The organism is Paraburkholderia sp. NMBU_R16 (genome assembly GCF_013282575.1).
In the GTDB taxonomy this organism is placed as follows: domain Bacteria; phylum Pseudomonadota; class Gammaproteobacteria; order Burkholderiales; family Burkholderiaceae; genus Trinickia.
This window is the reverse complement of the sequence record NZ_JAAAYE010000010.1, coordinates 110,914-130,617: the sequence shown is the minus strand read 5'-3', so window position 1 is coordinate 130,617 and position 19,704 is coordinate 110,914. Positions and strand designations below refer to the sequence as shown.

The window sequence follows — 19,704 nt, the reverse complement described above, 5'->3', positions numbered from 1 at the left end:
GCTTGTTTCAGGCTGCCAAGCGCAAGGCGCGCGGCTACACGCGCTTCGAAACAATGCGAACCGTGCTGTTCCTCATCGCCGGCAAGCTAGATTTCTCCAGCTTCAACCCGCATGCCTCGTGAGCCGCGTTACCCACTGCATTTTCAAAAGAGCCACATATTTTATGGCGGTCGATAAACATTTCTTGTGGAGGTCGCTACCCGGAACCCCATTCGCCGCGCGCGGCGCGGTTTCGTCGCTCGGCTGCGTGCTCGGTGCCCTTTACCTGCAAGCTCGCAGGGTGCGAATCAATGGGTCCGTCGAGTGAAAATCAACTTTACCGAAGGCAGCAGCTTTCATGTCGAGAAGAATGACGAGGACGCAGCCGGCAGGCGTGAGGCGGTCGCGCACAAGGCCGAGCAACGCTACGGACAGCGACCGGTCTATTTCAATGCGCTCCGTCACGGCAGTTTTTCGGACTTCGAACGGTCGCCCGACTACGCCGTGTCCCAGGCGCAGATCCGCAAAAACGTCGACACCCTGAAGCAATTTCTCGAACGCAGGCAAAGCGCCGAACACCGGAATGCGTCGGCGCAGATCGAAACGTTTGCGGGGCGCGTCGAAGCGGGTTCCTCCGGTTACTTTTCGACACGCGTCGTGCTTGCGCATACTCAGGGCAAAGAAGCACTGGAGCAACTCGCCTATCGAATCGAAGATCCCGCGATCGACGAAGACAAGCGCGAGCAAATCGTCAGGAACCTGGCGCCCGGGCTGATCGTATGTGCCGACGGCGCGATCACGCATCTGATCAATTCGGCAAGAGAGATCGACCTCGAAAGCGCCGGCGGGCTGCGCTTCAACGCCAAGACGGAATGGGAACGGATGCTGACACAAGCGATTCTCGAGTTCACGCAAAGATCGTTCGGCATGCGTCAGCATTACCAGCCGAACGAAATCCATTATCACAACGCATGCTGGAATCATCTCGTGTCGGACTATGGCACGGACTCGCGGGAAGACGCGTTCATTCCGAGCCTCGACATCTCGGATGGCGATTTCGCCGCGTGCAAGCAACACATCATGCAGCGCGTCACGCCGGGGCGGCTCGTGCGCCATGTCGCCGAAAACTGCCTCGCGGAGATTCGCGGACGGTTCAATGGCTTTACCGATCGGACGCTGTCGGCCGACGAGGTTTGGGCTTTCTATCAGGAGTTTGCGCCATGGGCCGAAACCGAACTGCGCGAGCGCTTCGGACCGATCGAGGCCGAGGCGCTGTTTGCCAGCGAGGAAAGCGAAGATGGAGAAACCAGCTATCGAATGACGCGGGATCCAGTGCTGCTCATTCCGCAGATTGGCGCCAACCTCGTCAAAAACGAACTGCTGAACACGTTTCCGACGCGTGTTGTACATCGGGGGCCGAGCGAGCAGATCGTCGAACTCGGGTATCAGGCCTTTATCGTTCACGACGAGGCGCAAAAGAAAAATCGTTCGCTAGTGCTGCGCGATCTGGACTCCATGAATGACGCCTTGACCCCACCGATGGTGATGGCTGCCCTGAACAATACGCCGCACGACGACCTGATTGCGCTGGCACCCGAGCGTATGCTCGCGCTGCTGGATACGGAACGCGCGCCTGTGAGATGGCTCGCCCAGCTGAGCGAGCCGGTCGTGCGCCGATACTGCGAAAACAGATCCGATGCGGGCGAGATGCTCACGGCGCAAATCGTGGACAAACTGAACGTGCTCGGCACAGCGCAGCGCGAGGCGGCACTGCTCGGCGCGGTGAAGGCCGGTGATGAACGATTGACGGCTTTTCTGGTTCAGACATTTGCTCAGGTTCGCGGAACCGATGAACGCGGCAGCACCGTGTTGCATTACGCCGCGAGTCAAGGAATGGTGCGGCCAATCGAGCGGCTGGTAGGCAAGATCGATGTCAACCTGCGCAACCGCGATAGCCGGACTGCGCTGATGCTGGCCGCGCAAAGCGGCCAGGTGGGAGCCATGCTTGCGCTCAAGGCGGCTGGCGCCGATGTCGAGCTGACGAACGGGTCAGGTGAGACGGCATTGATGATCGCCGCGCGCGCGGGCCGTCTGGAGGCGATCGAGACGCTGCTTGGGAGCGGGGCGAACCTTGAGCGAACGAACCTGATCGGTTGGAGCGCCCTGCTGATCGCGGCTGCGCACGACCGGCCCCAAGCGCTAGCGGCGCTGCTCGCACGGGGCGCCAACCCGGAGCATCGGGACCTCTACGGTTGGAACGTGTTGCTCGTGGCGGCGGCGAACGGCGGTACACAGGCGTTCGCGGAGTTGGTGGCACGCGGCATGGATCCGGAGCAAACCACCGCGACCGGCATCACGGCGCTCATGCTTGCCGCGGCGCACGGTCGCGTGCCGATGATCGAAGCGTTGGCGGACGCGGAAGTCAACGTCGACCGGGTGACAGACGACGGTGTTACCGCCGTCATGTTTGCCGCACAGGTAGGGCAGGCCGCCGCGATCGACGCGCTGGCGGCGCGCGGTGCCAACCTCGATCTGCTCAACGCCGCAGGCTTGAGCGCGCTGATGATTGCGGCGCAGCACGGACACGTCCCAGCCATCGAGATGCTGATCGACCGCGGCGCGGCGCGCGAGCTGCCTGACCCACACGGTCGGAGCGCGTTGATGCTGGCTGCGATGATGGGGAAGACAGCGGCGGTCGGGACGCTCGCGGCGCGCGGCGCGAACGTCGATCATGCCGATGCCATGGGCATGACGGCACTGATGTTGGCCGCGCAAAGCGGCAAGCTGACGATGGTCGAGGCATTGATCGAAAGCGGCGCGGACCTCGATCGCGCCGACCGAATGCTAGGCGCAACCGCGTTGATGTATGCGGCAAGCACGGGACACATCGAAATCGTCGATGCGCTGCTCGCAAAGCGCGCCGACGTGGCACGTACCGACAGCAAGGGCTGGAGCGCGCTGATGCACGCGGCGAATGGGGTAGGGTCGGCCGTTGTGACGACCCTGCTGAATGCCGGCGCGGACGTCCGTCACACCGCTCTCGATGGGCGGGACGCGCTCATGGTTGCGGCCGTGATCGATGCTCCCGCGTCGATCGAGGCATTGGCGGCGGCGGGCGCCGAGCTCGACCGGACCGATGCGTCGGGGCAGACCGCTCTGATGGTCGCTGCGGCTCGCAATAGCCACGATTCGATCCGCATGCTGGCTGCCAAGGGTGCCGAGATCGAAAAGCGCGACGCCAATGGCCGAACCGCCCTGATCATCGCCGCAGCCGAAGGTCACGGCGAGGCGGTCAACGCGCTGCTGGGCGTCGGTGGCGATATCCGCGGCACCGACAACGAAGGTATGACCGCACTGCTTGCCGCTGCCACGACTTGCGATACCGAATTGGCGGAGACGCTGATTGCCCACGGCGCCGACGTCGAACATGCGAACGCGCTGGGACAGACAGCGCTGATGCTGGCCGCGCGGGATGGCGACGCCGATATGATCGAAGTCCTGATCGACCATGACGCGCAAGTCGATCGCACCGACAACGGAGGACGCACCGCCTTGCACCACGCGGTACAAGGAGATCACACGGAAGCGGTCGCGTTCCTGCTGCGCTTCGGGGCCGACGCAAGCATCGTGGACGAAGGCGGTTGGCGTCCACTGGCGCTCGCCGAAGCTCACGGGCATGTCGAAATCGTTGGCTTGCTGCGAGCCGCCGGCGTGTCTTCGTCGGGGAGTTCCGACGACGAGGGCTCGCATGAGGCTTCGAGTTCGGGACGCGCGAGCGACGGCAGTCCGGATACATCGCCGCCGGGCTCGCCGGCGGCACCGGCTTCGCCTGCCTCGTTGGCGGAGCCGTCATCGAAGCGGCGCCGCCTCTGACTGCGCGAGCGGCGCGGGACAATCGCCGCGCCGCCTGCTTATTCGCCCAAGTGGGCGAGGCCGCTCACGTGAACGACAGGACCTGCTGCGCGCGGTTGTCGTTGCGAGCGTAGGTCACGCCGACGATACCGTTGATCCCTACCTGCTTGCCTTCCTGCTCGATTTGAAGGTTGGTCAGGAAGCGGCCCTCACGATATTTTTCGTCGCCGTGTATCGCCGATATCTCTTCGCGGGCGGTAGCTGCCGTCTCTTTCTTGCCCAGTCGCTCGGCCATGTAGGCGGCTGCGCGCAGTTTGTTGGCCGTATTCACGTTGTCGCCGAACTCCGTGTAGAGCTGCGGCGTCGACGTCAGGTCGCGTTCCTTCAGGTAGTGGTTGACGAACTCGAGCATGCGGGTCTTCTCGCGCAGCACTACGTTCTCGCGTGACTGACCGCCCGCGTTGTACTCCTTCGGAAAATATTTCTTTGCCTTGTCGTCGGCATACTTGTCGACGTTTTGCCCGAATTCGTGAAGGAAGGAAATCGGCGCCTGGAACGTGCGCGTCGCGAAGCTCGTCGGCAACTCCTTGCCGTCCTGCATGATCTGAACGCGACGATCGGCCACGCCGAAGCGGAAGAATTGCGCGGAGCCCGATACGAATGGGGCGACGGCGGTGGTGATCGAGCTGTGCAGGTCGTGAGTGCCGGCCGAAAGTTGGTCATAGCCATTCAGCGACGCCAAAGAACCTTGGAACGACGCGTTGTAGGCGGTCGAGTCCGTTTCCCATTCGGTCTTCAGGAATCCCGATTGGTCCCGATACCGGATCGTCGTGCCTTGCCCGCGTCCGGCTGCGCCCAGCGTCGGCAGGCCCAGCTTGAAATCGCCGAATCGGATGCCGACGTTGCCGTTGACGCTCAGCGTGCCTTGCTTGTCGGTCTGGTCCATTTCGTAAAAACCGATCGACAGATCGTCGCCGAATGCCTGATACGCACACTTGATCAACGACTTGCGGTCTTCCTCGTTGGCCGGCTGCGCATGGCCTTCGAGCGCGCCGCCCTGCACGAGCAGCTTGACGAGCTGCGCCTTCTTCTCGTTGACGGCGCGATCGCCCAGCACGCCGCCCGACAGATTGCGGGGGAATCCGAGCACCGCGCCTTCCTGATGGACGACTTCGTATGCGCCGCCCACATCGAGTCCGCCGCCGGCCGTGATCGGTGCGTCACCCGAGGTGAAATGGCCGACGCTGCCGCCGAAGCCGGCCTGAGCGCGCTTCAGCGTCGTCACGCTGACGCGCAATTGACTGCGATCGGTACTCGTCACCGATTCGAAGCGCACCGTGCGGATCTTGCCGCCGCCCAGGTCCGCGTGGACGCTGCCGAGAAAGTGCAGCGGAATGCTCGAGATGATGCCCGAAACGTTTTTGGTGGTGCCTTGGACGTTGCCGGCGCTGTCCAGCGCGAAACCCGAGCCCAGTTCCTCCGCCGCGACGATTTTGGCCAGGATGTCTGCGACTTCCTCGCGCGACTTGCCGCGCAAGGAAGGCGTGGCGATGGGCGCGACCCCGTCCGGATGTTCCGCGCGCTCGAACGCTTCGGCGAACGCCCGCCATGGGTGGTCGGCCGGCGCCGCGCCCGCTATCTCCTTGGCCGAGCCCGCGCTGTCGGGGCCGCCGACAGCGGCGGCCCATTGCAGCAAACGTTGCGTCGTCAACGGCTTGTTCTCATCGGCCACCATCGCAGCGACTTTGGCCCGCAATGCGTCGTTCGCTTCGGCGTCAGCTTCGGCACCGGCGCCGGCAAGCTTCTCCATCACGGCGTCCACGACCTTGCCTTGCGACAGATCCGAGAGGCTCACGGGCTGCGCGAAGCGCGGCAACATCAGCGTTTCCGCTTTGGACATCTGGATGATCGACGATCGCACCATGAGACGCAGCGCCTCTTCGTCGCCGGCAGCTGCGTCCTCGCCAAGGTTGGCACGTTCGTCGATCGTCGTCTGGACCTTGTGCTGCATGTCGTAGAACGCGCGGCCGGCGTGCGTGCCGCCCCGGTTCGCGACGCCCATGCCGCGGCCGCCGTCGCTCTCCGCGATGCGGTTGTAAGTGTAGAAGGGGCTCTTGTTCTTGTAGACGCCGACGTGCCGGCTCAACGCTTCGAGCGAGCCCATGAAGCGCGTCCAGGTGGTCGGGCGCCGCATTGCGCGGTCGAGGTGTTTGCCGACGCTCTTGCCCAGGCGCGATTCGGCGAGCTGGAATTGACTGCGCACGCCGCTCGGCTCGCGCGCTTGATCGGTCAGCATATCGCCGCGAATCATCGAAATCGCGAAGCGGCAACCGTGCGCGCCCTGGCGGAAGGCCGTGCCGCGCGTGGCTTCGTCGGCCACGTGCGCATCGATGGTCTGCAATTCGTCCTTGACGGCGAGCATCGCCTTTTGCGCGAGCGAGAGATTGCTCGGGACGGGCGTATCGTTGCTTCCCGGCCAGTGGTCTTCGCCTGCTTCGGCGATGGCGGCGTGAAGCGCACCGTCGGCGAAGATCGAAGCCGGGTCGTGCGCGAGCATACGAGGACCGCCGGGCGTGGGCGAGGCGGCATTGCCCACCTGCCGGGATGCCCGAGCAAACACGCCAAGTATCTTGCTGTCGGGCTTCGTATCGGCCGATTGCCGTGCTTCTCGCACGACTTGTTGCGACGCTTTCAGCAGCACGCTCACCAGCATCCGGTCCTTTTCCAGGACCGAGGCATGCGTGCCGGCCGGACGCGGCGTCTGTGGCGTGAGCTTTTCGATGAGGCTCATGCCGATGTCGCCTGGAATGTGAACGAGCTCTTGTGCGAGCGCCCAAGCCTTGTCGGCATCGTAATCGGGCGTGCGCTGCGGTTCGGCGGTATCGCGCAGCGCATCGAGCAGATTCGTCTGCGGCAGCGATTGCAGTGCGATCTGCGCATCGTGCGCGGCGTCGTAGGCTGGATCGTAAACGGCGTCGCTCGAACGATCGGGCGTGCGGCTGAACGCGATATGCAGTGCCTGGGCCAGGCTTGATGCCTCGAACGGTGTCAGGTTCTTTTCCGCGGCGACTTGCTTGATCGAATCGAAGAGCTGGCGGCGGTTGGTGCCGGGGAGGATGCTTGCGTCGAGAAACAATCGATCGAGTGCGTTCGGCGCTTCGAGCTCCTGCACGACAGGGCTTTCGTGAAGCACCGCCGGCGGCGTGCTGCCGGGCAGATTCGCGAGCCGCTTGTGCAGCTCGACTGGTGCATCGCCTTCGCGCGTGACGCCCGTGAACGGTTTGGCGCGTGCGGTTTTCGTATTGGTCGAGATCGGGGTGAGCGACAGGCTCGTCGATGAAAAGCCGAAGCCGTGAATATATGCTTCGTCCTTGGCATAGGTCTGCCAGCCCTTGAGCGCATTCTTGAGTTGCTTCAACTTGCCGAGGCTGCTTCGCTGCTGGTTGGCGCTCGGCACGGGGTCCGGTTGCGGGACCGGCGTGCTCGTGCTCAGCACTTCGTTCTGCTGCGGCGGGACGTCGTAGCGTGCCGAACCCGTTTCCGAATTCGATGGCGTGACCGGATGGATTTCGTTTTCCACGGGCGGTGGATGCAACGGGCCGATGTCGAGGTCGAACAGATCGTCCTCTCCATGTTCGTCGCCCGACTCGTCGAAGATGGGACCGGTGTCATAGGTGACGTCTTTCGCCGAATGCTCCGATGCGTTCGAGTTACGAGGGCTCTCGTGCCGGACCTCGGTATCGCCGTCTCCGTCTCCCGTCGAGGAGAGAACCACGGCGCCCGTCTCCTGATCATCTTGCTGCGCGGTGGATTCCGTGGCGCGCTGGGATCTGATCCAGCTAACGGTCTCCCCAACGGGATCGTCGCGATGGGTGGCCGTCGACAATGTGGCAGGGGGTGCTTGCGTCGGCGCTTTTTGCGCGACGGCAGGCGTCTTTTTCGAACTGGATCGAAGATGGAGAAGTCCTTTCCACCCTTTCTTGGAACGTTTCTCGGGGGCGCTGGGCGACACGCCGAGTTCCGGCGCGAGGAAGTGCGCGATCGTGGGGCGGGTTTCAGCTTCGCTCGACGTACCGGCGGCGCCAGGGCGGCGCGAGTCTTTTTGCGAGACGATGCGAGCGACCCTTTCGCGCACGTCGTCGTCGTTCGAAGGGCTGGTGCCTGAGCGCTGGTTGTCGGACGCGCGAACGGTTCCGGACACGGGTTGCTGAAGCCTCCCGTCCGTCGCCCGTGAAGACGGCCCCTTCGTCGATCGCCCGAGCCGGCTAAGCTTCGAAAGCACAGCGCCAAGCGATCGACGCCCGCTCGAACGCGGGGCACGGGTACGGTTGCCGCTATCGGTTGCGGCTTGGGCAGTGTGTTGACTTGCGGCGGTGGACGACGCGCTGGTTCCAAACAGTTTCATGGCCTCGACTCGCTCATGGAGACGAATGAAATAAGGCGCCGAAACATCACGCGCCGTCCTTCAAACCGTGTCTTGGGGGGCCCGCGCGAAGCCAACCGCATCGGCTCCCGCGGGCTCGCTTTCAATCAATGCGCTGCGTTCGATACCGGTTCGCCGCGCTCATCGACACCTGCGGCGGCGAACGCCGCGTCACGCGCGGCGCGTAGCTTCTCGGGTTCGATGTGCGGACCGTCGCGCAGCGGCGTCGGCCCCGACGGGCGCACGTTGCGCTTCATGAACTCGTTCGTCAGCACATGCTTCTCGAACGCGCGCACCTTCGCGCGCGCGCCGACGATGACGCGCTCGTAGTTGCCGATCGTCACCTGATGCCGTACTTCGGGAGACAGTTTGTCGAGCAGCGGCTTGTACATGTTGCCGGTCTCGGCCCAGGTTTCTTCCTTCTTCGGATCGAGCGCGTCCGAGCCCATCAAAAAGCGATCGGGAAACTCGGTAATCAGCTTGGCGGCCGCGTCGATCGAGGCCGGATCGGGTTCCTCGACACCGTGCGCGTTTTGCTTCATGACGATCTGGCGCGCCACACGCGACCACGAGATGTCCACGTGAACGTGCTTCATCTCCGGATCGCGCAGAATCTGGCGCAGGTTTTCCATGTGATTGTCGGGCTTCGCGACGAAGCGGCCGATGCCGCCGAAGTGCGCCCAGACCATCGTCGTGTTCTTCGCTTCGGGCGAGCCGAGCAGCTTTTTGATGCCCTCGAGATGCTGCGGAGCACCGAGGCCGTTCTTGCGCTGGTTATCGGTCGAGTCCACGTCGCAATGCAGCACCACCGGCATGCCGACGACGCCTGCCGTCGCGATGAGATCCTTGAAGGGTTGGACGTTGTCGGTCAGATTGGCCTGGCGCGCACCGTCGAACTGGCGCTCGACGAGCTCCTTGTGAATCGTTACTTCACCGATGCCCGTGAACGTGCCGGGGTCCTTGTGAAGCTTTTTGAGCAGCGCTTCGGAGCTGAGCGGCGAGCCCAGATGCAAGCCCGTCACCATCGGATCGAGGCGGTCGCGCTGGGCATCGGTGAGACCCGACATGTCCATGAAATCGGCCGTGTCCGCATCGACTTGCTGATTGACGACGAGATGCGCACTTTTGGCGATCTTGTTCTCGCGCTCGGCCGTCAGTTCGTGACGCGCCATGCTCATGTCTTCCTTCGGAACGTAATAGTCCTCGGGCGGAATGTGATTGTTGTCGGGGTGGCCGCATGGAATGACATCGGTTGGAATCGGCATGATCACGCTGCGATACACGCCTACCTTGTCCATCATCGCGAGCATCTCTTCAGGAAGGATGCCTTGCTGCGTGTATTGGGTCGGATGGAAATGCGAATCGGACGTCCAACTGCCCAGCGTGGTCTTAGCGCCTCGTTCGAGCGCTGCTTTGTCGGTGCCGTGGGTCACCGCATCGATCTGTCGGCCGCGCAGCGCGGCGGCGATGTGGCCGGCGCGCTGTGCAATCGGAACACGCGAGGGAACGCGCGAACCGGTTGTCGTGCTGCTGCCGTCTTCGAAAAACCGCGTATGCGCTTGCAGGGTGGACGCCGCTTCGCTGCTCTCGCCTTTGCCACGCTTGGCGAGGTTGCCGGTCGGCGAATCGGGATTACGGCGTTTCGCGGTACCCGTCGGTGCTTTGGGACTGCTGCTTTGAGCGTTGTCGGACGCGGAGCTGAGATTGGAAGCCGAGGTTGACGCACGGCTGGATTGGACAGTGGTCATTTTGCATTGCTTCGATAGGGTTGGAGTAATCGAGCGTGCCGCGAGAACGGCAACGGCCGCTCGGTATGCGCGGCTTCGTTACTTGATCCGTAGGAAGAGCGCGCTCGCTCAGTATCGAGACGCAGATATGAAGACGCCTCGTCTCGCGGCGAAATTGCTCGTACCGCGGCGAATCGAATCTCAGGCGTGGATGGCGCGCGTTTGGCGATGCGGATCGGGGTTTGACGAGCGGGACCGAGAGCGGATGCGTCTGGCCGTCTCGCCGTGCGAGCTCAGAAAGACCAACTGACTTGCGCGACCCAGCGATGCACGAGCATGGGGCCGAACTTCGCTCTGATGCGCTCCGGACCTTGCGTGCCGAAGTAGGCGAGCTGAAGTTGCAGCGAACGGTATTGGTAGATCAGCCCGATGTCGTCATAGAAGAAACCCGAGCCGAGTCCAGCGTGCAGGTCGTAATAGCCGACGCCGGCCGTCGCCGAAAATCCGTGGGCGAGCGGCACATGCCCGACGAGGTTGTAGGTCAGTGCCAGCGTGCGCGGCGATCCTCCGTAAGCGGTATTCGGCGACACGGTGACAGAAGCGAAGAGGCTCTCGCGCCAGCTTCCCGTGAACCCTGCCTCGTCGTATTCGATCCTTGTTGCGTGACGGATGTGGGCGAACTGATAGTGCAGCAACATCGCTTTCGCACCCCAATCGCCGCGGCGCCATCCGTAGCCGGCGTTGGCGAGGAATTCCGCACCCATCGGGCTACCGCTCATCGGCCTGACGGTCCATGCCGAAACGCCGGCAAACGGCCCCGTCCCGGGGTACCAACTGACCGCCGCGTCGACCGAGGGCTCGTTGTGGCTCATATCGAAACCGCGATTGATGCGGTCGGTCGTGGCACCCAACTGAAAATGCCAGGCATCTGACGCGCGAGCGGCGGGAACCGATGCCACCAGCATCGCGAACGCCAGGACCAACCGACGCACGTCCGGGTGGCGCTGTCCGAAGGACAAATGCGAATATCGCTGCCGCAATCGCAATGCCGTTCGTGTTCGAAGCAACGCCTGGATCCCACTCATGATTCGTACCGCTTTCCTTTCGATCAGACTGCGCGCCGAATATCGACGCGCTGGGCAACGACTTCGGCGGGTGGAGCAAGGCGCCCCGAGCCGACGATGCTACCTCAAAAACTATTACCGGCAAGCGATGGATGGGCTGAAGCCCCGCGACGCGTGTACGTGTTTCGACGATTCGCCGATGGCATTTGGATTTCGCCGCGAGCCAGGAGCCGCACAATCGGCTCCGATATCGTGGCGCGCAGAGCGACGCGGGTATGTGCAGGCCAGTGCGGCGCTTACGCGGCGGGGCCTTTCGCGCACGATGCGCATGGGCTGTTTTTTACTCTTGCGGAGTCCAACACCATGAGCGTCAACCTTTCTCTCGATAGCAATGTTCAAACCGAGGCACTCGATCTGAGTCCGACCACACCGTCCCCGGTCAATACCGCCGTGGCGAATTACGAAGCACTTTACGAATCGGCGCTGCAATCGATTCAGCAGATGCTGCAACAAGTGTTCGCGGAGGAGGGCTCGATCGGCGCAGGGAACGTCGACAACGGCGGTCAGCTCGATTCGGGCATGACGGCGCAAGGCGCATCAGGTGCGCTGGCCGCTTATATGCATCAGAACGGGATCGGTTCGCTCGATCCGAACAAGCTTTATCAGATGGCGTATTCCCCAGCGGCCGGTACGCCGCCGGAAGTGTCCGACGCCGCCAAGTTCATGCTTTCGAACCCCGATGTGTTCAATCAGATCGAAACGCACGACGTCGCGGGCAGCGACGGCATTGCAGGCGTGAACGATTTCGACTGGGCGGCGCAAGGCGGCTTGAGCGACGCGTCGAACACCGGCGATGCCTCTTCGGTGGGCGATGCCGCTTTCCTGGATGCGAACGCAACGATTGGCGATACGGGCGCGTCGCTCGACGCGCAAAGCGCTTCCGGCGCGCTCGGCGCGTACCTGCACGAGCAGGGCATCAGCAAGCTCGATCCGAACCAGCTGTATCAGATGGCTTACAATCCGGCGAGCGGTACGCCTGCCGAAGTCTCCGCGGCCGCGAAGTTCATGCTGTCGAATCCCGACGCGTACAACCAGATCGAAACGCACGACGTCGCGGGCGGCGACGGCATTTCCGGCGTGAGCAATTTCGACTGGGCGGCGCAGGGCGGTCTGAATAAAGTCTGACGAAAAGCGCAAGCGGGCACGCGTGCGGCGTTGTCCCGCGAGCGGTCGGTCCGGTTTGACGGTTCGCGTTCTGGCTGCAACATTTTTCACTGTTTGGGGTACTCACGGGTTGTCACGTCGCGCCTCTCGATCAGCAACCCGGAGAAATCAATCAGATGACACACTGTCAGCCAAGCACGCCGCGCCTCGGCCACGCACCCTCGCGCGGGAGTCGGCCATGAAAGGAATGACCCGCGTGCAACTCGGCACTTTATGGAAGGCGGTATGGAGCAAAGCGGACCGGCGCATAGCAGCGGCGCGTCTCGTCGCGCTCCTGGCCGCCGTCGTCCCGCTGGCCGTGGCATGCAGCCACGTTTCGCTCGTCCCGCCTTCGAATGTCAATATCGATCCGGACGTTCTGCGGCAGATCGACGATGACCGTGACCGGATGATCGTCGTGGCCGTTGCCAATCCGAGCGAATCGGTGCCGATCCTCGCTGGCACGACGATTGGCGGCTATGACGGCGGTCCCGGTTATGCAGCTTACGGGAGCGCGCGAGCGACGATCGATGCCATTGCCCGCGACTACAAACTGGAACAAGTCATGGCATGGCCGATCGTGCCGCTCAAAGCCCATTGCGCCGTGCTCGAGATACGTGACGAGCGCACCCGCGCGCAGGTGATCGAGGAGCTTTCGCATGATCGGCGAGTGAAGATCGTGCAGCCGTTGCAGTCGTTTCGCACCGTCGGCACGTTGAGCAAGCCCGGCGCCGATGTCGGGGCGCTCGCCGATACGGCCGCCGCGGCAGACACGAAAACTACCGTTGAGCATGAGTATCGCGCCAACTATGTCGACTTCGAGCGAGGGTTGCGCGAAATCGATGCACTGGCCGCGCAGCGCATTTCGCAAGGCGCGGGTGTGCGGGTCGCTGTCATCGACACGGGCGTCGACGCATCTCATCCCGGCCTCGCGGGATCGATCGCCATGAGGCGCGATTTCGTCGAACAGAACTCGGCGACGTTCGGCCACGACGTGCACGGAACCGCCGTGGCTGGCGTAATAGCAGCCAATCTCAGCGGCGGTCGTGGCATGGTTGGCGTTGCGCCGCGCGCGCGCATTCTTGCGTTGAAGGCGTGCTGGCAGGAGCCGACGTCTTCGGGCGGTCATGCGATCGGGCAATCGGTGTGCAATTCGCTGACGCTTGCCGAGGCACTCGCGGCGGCGATCGAAGCGCACGCGAACGTCATCAACCTGAGCTTGAGCGGTCCGCCCGATCCGCTCTTGACGCAGCTCGTCGAATATTCGCTGCGGCATGGCATTGTCGTGGTGGGCGCGGTACCGCCCAGTGGAGACATGCATGCTTTTCCCGTTGGCATTGCGCATGTGATCGCGGCAGATTACCCGGGCGTGAAGACGGCCGCTCCGGTCGTGCGGGCGCCGGGCCGCGACGTGCTGAGCCTGACGCCGGGCGGTCATTACGATTTCTTTTCGGGGACTTCGTTTTCGACGGCGTTCGTCTCGGGCGTGGCAGCATTGCTGCTCGCCGTCGATCCGCGGCTCGATTCGGACAAGATCTATGCGGCGCTCAAGAGCAGCGTCCATGGCGACGCGGCGCACCAAACGGTCGATGCCTGCGGCGCGCTGTCGGCCGCGGTCGGCATCGCATGCGCCGACACCGTGAATCAACCCCATTGAGCGCTGGCCATCCAGTCGGCCCTTCTCTCCCGCTCATTCCTGCCCAACCCGCTTCTCTCGTTTCCTCGCGCCCGGAGTAGTGGGCCGAATCGCGCTTCTCGGCGCGCGGATCGTAACGGCCGATCGATTCGTCGAGGGACGCCGATATTCGCCGCTGCCGACATGGGCGCAGTTCGGTCGCCGTGACAATCGACTCATCCTGCCGCTGGTGCGGCATTGTCGACGCGAAACCCGGAGAAGGCAATGAAAACCGATACTGTCCATGGCAGACGCGTGTCGCGCGTGCTGCTGTTTGCACTCGCATGTCTAGGCGTTTTCTTCTCGGGGCCGATCAGTTCCGACAGACATGACCTGCTCGCGCGATGGCAGCGTGCCGACGCGACCCTGTTGCGGGCGGCCGGATTCGACTTGCATCGAATCGCGTCCGGGGACATGCCATGAACAGCAAGATCACGAAAGCGCTCTCGTTCTTTTCGGGGCTGACGCGCGGCGCGAGCAAGCCCTCGACCGCCCCGGCCAAGACAGGGACGACGCGGCCCGCTTCGAATGCAGCGTTGAGCAACCTCGCGCGGCTGAACACGTCGTCGTCCGCGGCGGCGTCGCTCATAAGCGGCGCCGCTCGGCCGCGGTTATCGGCTCGCGATCTGGCGCGCGCGGGCGCCATGCCCCGAGCGCGCGCACAAGCGCTTGCGACGGCGCGTGAAGTGGCACGCATCCAGGCGTTGCCAAGCCCGGCGTTGCCACTCGATCTTCAGAAGCGGTTCGATGCGCTCAAGGCAGGCATGCCCAAGGCGGGCAGAGGAAACGCCCCAGCCGGGCGCAAGCCGCCGATGACCGGCGAGAAGCGCGACGGCGGGTTGTCGGCGGCGGTATCGGTCCATGTCAACGTATCGTTGTCGGCACCGGTTACGAACGCGGACGGTCGCAAAGCGGATGGCGCGAAGGTCGAAGAGCCGAAGACGGACGCTCCGAAGGTGGAAGGGCCGAAGGTCGAGGCTCCGAAGGTGGAAGTCCCGAAGGCGGAAGCCCCGAAGGTGGAAGCCCCGAAGGTGGAAGCCCCGAAGGTGGAAGCCCCGAAGGTGGAAGGGCCGAAGGTCGAGGCTCCGAAGGTGGAAGTCCCGAAAGCGGAAGACCCGAAAGCGGAAGACCCGAAAGCGGAAGACGAAGGACCGAAAACCGAGGGACCGAAAACCGAAGGCGTCGCAGGCCCCATTGCCGACGCTCATCAAGAGCTCTCCGGCTTGGAAGGCAAGGTCCACGACCATGTCAACGCCATGCACAACGCAGTTGCGGCTCATCCGGCGCAACCGCCGTACGATCTGTTCCAGCAGGAAATGGCCGAGCTACAACAACTGGCCATCCTGATTTCGCGGATCCTGCAGCGACTCGTGCAGCACTCGGGACAGGCATTGCTTTCGATCACCCGGAACTGAGCACGCCGGTTCCCGGGGCACGACACGACGCTTGACGAATGGTACGGCCCGTGTCGCCGAGCGGGCCGCAGCGCTGCTCGTCGCCGGAAGTGGACGTATCGAACATCCGGGATGAAGCACACGCGAGTTCGGGTGCCGTCGGAGGCGGCCGAGTTGGCGCAACTGTACCGGACATTGACGCTCGACTCGATGGCTCTCGCGGCGCACCCCGCAGGCCGATCGAGCGTGAACTCCCCGAGGTGACGTGCAAGCGCACCTGCAGCACGCAAGGAGCTATTCGACGCGAGAGCGAGGAACGGGCCCAGGAGAGCGGGCCAGGTCACACATCGGCTTTAAAGGACGGGCCGCCAAAGACTCTGCAGTTCGTCGGCGAGCTTATTCATGGCTTTCTGTTGCTTGGCCGGATTGGTCGCGCAAAACGCGCGATCGAACGCATTCGGGCCGAGCGCCTTGCGCACCTTCGAAGCCTGCGCGCGCAGCGCGGCCGCTTGCTCGGCGGAGATTTCCGCGAAGCTGCCCACGGGTAGCGCGAAGCGTATCGGATAGCTTTGGCCGAGCTCCTCGCTGGGCAACGATCCCGTATGAAGCAGAGTCGCGCCGACGAACGATTCGGCCAGCGCTTGCTGGCCAGCGCCGCGCCAACGCGAGGTATGAAGCCAGGCATTCGGTGTCGGCGCCTTCGGCCAGAGGCCGTAGATCGCATCGGCAACCTTCGCAATGGCCTCGGGTTCCCCGCCGAAGTAGGCGCGCTCGAGGGTGTCCTTACCCACTGTGAGCTCGAGTTCCGCCGCAAGCTCGACGCCCGACTTGCCGTTGGCGAGCCGCGCGGCCGCCGATCCATTGTCGAGCACGGTGCCACGATAGCGCGTCCCGTCCGGGAATTTCTCCGTGAAGTGCTGGGCAAGCCCTTCCGAAATCGACGGTGTGCCGCTGCGCAGAAGCAACTCCTGAAATTCGGGGCTGTTATAGCAGTGAATGTATTCGTGCTGTGTGATATGCGTGGCGAGTTCCCGCGGCAACGTCTTGTCCAAATGCATGCCGACGACTTTTGCGTTGCCGAGCAGCCCCGGTACATACTGCAAATCGGTTACGCCTGGCATGCCGAACGGCAACTGATGCAGTTGCGGTTCGATCGAATGGCAATCGCTATCGGCCGGAATATGGGTGCCGAACCGCTGCAGTACATTCTCGCGAGCTTGATAGACTGTGGGTAGATCGATTCGGGGACTGGGAACGTTCGGCGCTGACGCCGGCGGACGATTGGCGCTAGTGCCCGGGGGCGATTCCGAGCCTGACGACGCTTGCCGACTCCCTTGATACACACCGTAGCCCGCGCCGACGGCCAGTGCGCCGACATAGGCCTTCCAGAGATGCCGCATCCAATTTCCGCCTGCCGCGTTCGGTGCGGCCTGATCCGGCTGAGCGCGCTCCTCGGCGGGCGCCGCGTCGCCCGTTTGGGGCAAGCGTGCGCGACGGCGGCGAGCGCCTTCCGGGTTGGGCTCCGCGCTCACTGCCGAACGCCGGTTCAGCGATTGGAGATTGGCGTCGCGCGTGGGGCCTGCGGACGAGGAGGGCTGCGACAGTCTTCTTCGTATCGCGGCCGGATCGCTCGACCGGCAAATCGCCGGTACGGTTTCCGGAGGTGACTTTGGTCATGGATAGACTCGGTGGGTGCGCCCCGCGCGGCGCGAGGACGCACCCGAATAAACGCTTAACCTTGCGTCAGGCTCTTCGCGTTCTTCGGACCGGCTTCTTCGAGCTGATCCTTGGCCGCGTCGTTGTTGAGCGCGTTTTCCATTTGCGTCGCCGCGTCTTGCAGCGCGATCGAGCTGGCCGTGCTGGCCGACATTTCAGCGATGGTCGAAGCGTTTTGACCAACCGTTGCGCCGGACGAGAAAGCGGACGTATTGATTGCCATTTGTAGTACTCCCAATCATCAAGGTTGGGCCCATGACGGGCCAGAGTAATGCCGCGGCCTGGTGGACGCGGTTACAACGATTCATTCAATTGGCTTGATTATAAGTACCGCTTTCACGCTTTAACGCATCGTTTTCTCGAAACACTCGATTAGCTTCGGCGTCAGGAGATATTTTGCTGCTGCTGCCGAATTTCAACCTTAATTGAAACGAATTTTATGGGGCGTCGGCGAACTGTCTTAAACGTCTATTCATATGATTGGCATTCAGTTTCAATCAGGCTCTAATCCAGAGATAATTCCCGTCCGCGAGATGGCGAAACATTTCGTCATCGGAAAGCAGGATGTTTTCCCGCCAATAACGGCCATGCTCGACATAATGTTCGATCATCTCGACGAGCCATTGCCCATCCGAATTCGCTTCGAGCACCCCGCGGACGACGAGGATGACGCCGCCCGTCTCGGCTTCCACGCCGAGCTGGGCCTGGTCCTGCGCATAGACGGAAAGATTCGCTTCGAGCAGCAGGCGGAATACACGCAACGTGCGTCCACCCGAGACGATGCCGAATTGAAAATTCACGTAGATGGCAGCCGGGTCTTCCTCATAGAAGTCAATGGCGATGTCGAAATCGTCGATGCTGATCACGCCGCGCTCGATGGCGCGATCGGCATCGCCGATGCCGCGTAAATCGCATAACTCGCGGATCAACTGATTTCGGCGTTCGAGGCTCATGAGAAGGAGTCTTCGGAACGAAAAAGGGGTGCGCCCCGCGCGGCACGAAGGCGCACCTCGGATTACGCTTAACCTTGCGTCAGGCTTTTCGCGTTCTTGGGACCGGCTTCTTCGAGCTGATCCTTGGCCGCGTCGTTGTTGAGCGCGTTTTCCATTTGCGTCGCCGCATCTTGCAACGCGATCGAGCTGGCCGTGCTGGCCGACATTTCGGCGATGGTCGAAGCGTTTTGACCAACCGTTGCGCCGGACGAGAAAGCAGACGTATTGATAGCCATTTTAAGCACTCCTAACGATCAAGAAAACCCATTACAGGGCGATGGTGTTGCCGCGACCGGATGGACGCGGATACTGCGGATTCGTACTTTCGTACGGGGAACGACTGAAGCAATGCGGTACGGGCCTGGAGGGTCACGATGGAGATTCGATCGTGTTGCGGCACAATTGCGCCGCGGCATTCAGGCCGTCCGCGACGGTCGTCGCGGATTGCCGAAGCATCGGATCTGACAGCTTGAGCGCTTGCGACGCGATTTCGGTCGCGAGGCGTTCTAGCCCGCGCGCCGCTTCGCCGAGCTTTTGCCGCTGTTGCGGGGGCTGGTCAGCCAGCGTCTTCACGCTGTCGATTGCGTCGATCATCTCGGGGGTCACGGTGTCATACATGATCGTCCTCAGTTCAGTGGATGCGCGGCTGCGCGTGAATCGATGAATTGCTTCGTGCCGTCGCCGGCCTCGACGTATTGGAGATCGTCGACGGCGAGCAGCGATTCGACCGAGCTCGGCATCGCCATGCGGTCATCGGGCGTGAGCTCCTGTGCCACGCGCGTGACCATCGGCTGCAGGTCGGCGCTCAGTTGTGCGAGCGTCGTCCGCACTGCGCGCGTGTCTTTCGCCACACCGGACACGCCGAATTCGCGGTGGCCCAGGTAATGCACTTGCAAAGCGGGGTCGTGCAGCGACTCCTGCAGGTCGCGCTCGATCTGATCGACACAGCCGAGGTGCCATACGATGCGGCCCGGTGCCATCGTTTCGAGCGTCGTGCGCACGAGTGCCTCGCTTCCAGTGTCGGGTACCACGCCGACGACATCGAAGCGCCCGCCTTGCTGCGTGACGGCGACGTCGGGCTGGTGGAGACGATCCAGCGCACGCTGAAGCTGTTCGAGACCGGCCTGCGGTGCCATGCCGCGTTGCGGCTCGGTCGGCCCGCCCAGGCCCGCCAAGGCGCCGGTGCGAGGGTGGAGCACGGCAGGCAATGCGATGCCGGCGCCGCCGATCGCGAGAACCGCGACGCCCGCGATACCCAGGGCATGCAGCGTCTTGCGATTCTTCGGCGAGGCAGGCGGTGCGGCGGGCACGACCTCGTCGACGTGAACGGGTTCGGGTTCCTCCACGGGCGCGACAGCGGGCGCCAGCAGCGTCTCGAGCAACTCGATGTCGCTGGGCCACGGCGCGTCGGCGTCTCCGGCGCAGAGCACGACGTTGCCGAAGCGGTGCGGCTTGAAATCCTCGAGTACGATGGGCTCGCCGTGACCGTCCGCGTCGGCGATCGTGAGGCTTGCGTCGTCGTGTTGGCTCAATTGCATGGTGGGCTGATCCCAATCGCTGATCTGAATTTCCGCTTCGCCATCGTTGCCGATGCCTGTGTGCGTTGAGATCAACTTTATGCGGGCGCCTGCGTGGCGCCCGGTGAGCAGACGAATTTCCTTGGTCATGAACGAACTCCT

Annotated in this window: 14 protein-coding genes; 5 read left to right on the top strand and 9 right to left on the bottom strand. The window is 63.2% G+C overall.

Going from position 1 to position 19,704, the window contains the following annotated elements; translation table 11 throughout:
* Positions 1 to 303: 303 nt before the first annotated feature.
* Positions 304 to 3,852 carry an ankyrin repeat domain-containing protein gene (locus GWC77_RS30260; protein ID WP_173256263.1) on the top strand — a complete coding sequence of 1,183 codons (3,549 nt, stop codon included), beginning with the start codon at positions 304 to 306 and terminating at the stop codon, positions 3,850 to 3,852.
* A 64-nt stretch (positions 3,853 to 3,916) separates the two neighbouring features.
* On the opposite strand, the gene GWC77_RS07490 is transcribed toward GWC77_RS30260, so the two are convergent.
* The 3 genes from GWC77_RS07490 to GWC77_RS07480 form a co-directional block, all read right to left on the bottom strand.
* Complete coding sequence (locus GWC77_RS07490) at positions 3,917 to 8,032, bottom strand: hypothetical protein (RefSeq protein WP_173256262.1); 4,116 nt, start codon at positions 8,030 to 8,032, stop codon at positions 3,917 to 3,919.
* A gap of 329 nt (positions 8,033 to 8,361) precedes the next feature.
* A complete protein-coding gene (locus GWC77_RS07485; protein WP_173256261.1) occupies positions 8,362 to 10,002 on the bottom strand; it encodes a hypothetical protein in 1,641 nt (546 codons plus the stop codon).
* Positions 10,003 to 10,274: 272 nt separating this feature from the next.
* Positions 10,275 to 11,000 carry a TorF family putative porin gene (locus tag GWC77_RS07480; protein WP_173256260.1) on the bottom strand — a complete coding sequence of 242 codons (726 nt, stop codon included), beginning with the start codon at positions 10,998 to 11,000 and terminating at the stop codon, positions 10,275 to 10,277.
* Positions 11,001 to 11,408: 408 nt separating this feature from the next.
* Here GWC77_RS07480 and GWC77_RS07475 point away from each other — a divergent pair, with 408 nt between their 5' ends.
* From GWC77_RS07475 to GWC77_RS07460, 4 genes are all read left to right on the top strand, one after another.
* A complete protein-coding gene (locus GWC77_RS07475; RefSeq protein WP_173256259.1) occupies positions 11,409 to 12,230 on the top strand; it encodes a hypothetical protein in 822 nt (273 codons plus the stop codon).
* A 217-nt stretch (positions 12,231 to 12,447) separates the two neighbouring features.
* Positions 12,448 to 13,905, top strand: coding sequence for a S8 family serine peptidase (locus GWC77_RS07470; protein ID WP_173256258.1), 1,458 nt, complete (start codon positions 12,448 to 12,450; stop codon positions 13,903 to 13,905).
* Between the two features lie 243 nt (positions 13,906 to 14,148).
* A complete protein-coding gene (locus tag GWC77_RS07465; RefSeq protein WP_173256257.1) occupies positions 14,149 to 14,346 on the top strand; it encodes a hypothetical protein in 198 nt (65 codons plus the stop codon).
* Positions 14,343 to 15,338, top strand: coding sequence for a hypothetical protein (locus GWC77_RS07460; RefSeq protein WP_173256256.1), 996 nt, complete (start codon positions 14,343 to 14,345; stop codon positions 15,336 to 15,338). Before GWC77_RS07465 ends, GWC77_RS07460 begins: the two co-directional genes overlap by 4 nt.
* A 332-nt stretch (positions 15,339 to 15,670) precedes the next feature.
* On the opposite strand, the gene GWC77_RS07455 is transcribed toward GWC77_RS07460, so the two are convergent.
* From GWC77_RS07455 to hrpD5, 6 genes are all read right to left on the bottom strand, one after another.
* Positions 15,671 to 16,849 (bottom strand): hypothetical protein, encoded by a 1,179-nt coding sequence (locus GWC77_RS07455; protein ID WP_173256255.1) that lies wholly within the window; start codon positions 16,847 to 16,849, stop codon positions 15,671 to 15,673.
* A 200-nt stretch (positions 16,850 to 17,049) separates the two neighbouring features.
* Complete coding sequence (locus GWC77_RS07450; RefSeq protein ID WP_173256253.1) at positions 17,050 to 17,256, bottom strand: hypothetical protein; 207 nt, start codon at positions 17,254 to 17,256, stop codon at positions 17,050 to 17,052.
* 274 nt (positions 17,257 to 17,530) lie between these two features.
* Positions 17,531 to 17,986 (bottom strand): CesT family type III secretion system chaperone, encoded by a 456-nt coding sequence (locus tag GWC77_RS07445; protein WP_173256254.1) that lies wholly within the window; start codon positions 17,984 to 17,986, stop codon positions 17,531 to 17,533.
* A 68-nt stretch (positions 17,987 to 18,054) separates the two neighbouring features.
* Entirely contained in the window at positions 18,055 to 18,261 is a 207-nt protein-coding gene (locus GWC77_RS07440) for a hypothetical protein (protein ID WP_173256253.1), read from the bottom strand.
* Positions 18,262 to 18,394: 133 nt separating this feature from the next.
* On the bottom strand, positions 18,395 to 18,643 hold the full coding sequence (locus GWC77_RS07435; RefSeq protein WP_173256252.1) for a hypothetical protein: 249 nt from the start codon (positions 18,641 to 18,643) through the stop codon (positions 18,395 to 18,397).
* An 8-nt stretch (positions 18,644 to 18,651) separates the two neighbouring features.
* Entirely contained in the window at positions 18,652 to 19,692 is a 1,041-nt protein-coding gene (gene hrpD5, locus GWC77_RS07430) for an HrpD5 family protein (RefSeq protein WP_173256251.1), read from the bottom strand.
* Positions 19,693 to 19,704: the final 12 nt, after the last annotated feature.

Coding starts and splice junctions, on each gene's coding strand:
- hrpD5 (WP_173256251.1), bottom strand. CDS start 19,692: ATGACCAAGGAAATTCGTCTGCTCACCGGGCGCCACGCAGGCGCCCGC.
- GWC77_RS07475 (WP_173256259.1), top strand. CDS start 11,409: ATGAGCGTCAACCTTTCTCTCGATAGCAATGTTCAAACCGAGGCACTC.
- GWC77_RS07465 (WP_173256257.1), top strand. CDS start 14,149: ATGAAAACCGATACTGTCCATGGCAGACGCGTGTCGCGCGTGCTGCTG.
- GWC77_RS07435 (WP_173256252.1), bottom strand. CDS start 18,643: ATGTATGACACCGTGACCCCCGAGATGATCGACGCAATCGACAGCGTG.
- GWC77_RS07460 (WP_173256256.1), top strand. CDS start 14,343: ATGAACAGCAAGATCACGAAAGCGCTCTCGTTCTTTTCGGGGCTGACG.
- GWC77_RS07485 (WP_173256261.1), bottom strand. CDS start 10,002: ATGACCACTGTCCAATCCAGCCGTGCGTCAACCTCGGCTTCCAATCTC.
- GWC77_RS07470 (WP_173256258.1), top strand. CDS start 12,448: ATGAAAGGAATGACCCGCGTGCAACTCGGCACTTTATGGAAGGCGGTA.
- GWC77_RS07440 (WP_173256253.1), bottom strand. CDS start 18,261: ATGGCTATCAATACGTCTGCTTTCTCGTCCGGCGCAACGGTTGGTCAA.
- GWC77_RS07445 (WP_173256254.1), bottom strand. CDS start 17,986: ATGAGCCTCGAACGCCGAAATCAGTTGATCCGCGAGTTATGCGATTTA.
- GWC77_RS07450 (WP_173256253.1), bottom strand. CDS start 17,256: ATGGCAATCAATACGTCCGCTTTCTCGTCCGGCGCAACGGTTGGTCAA.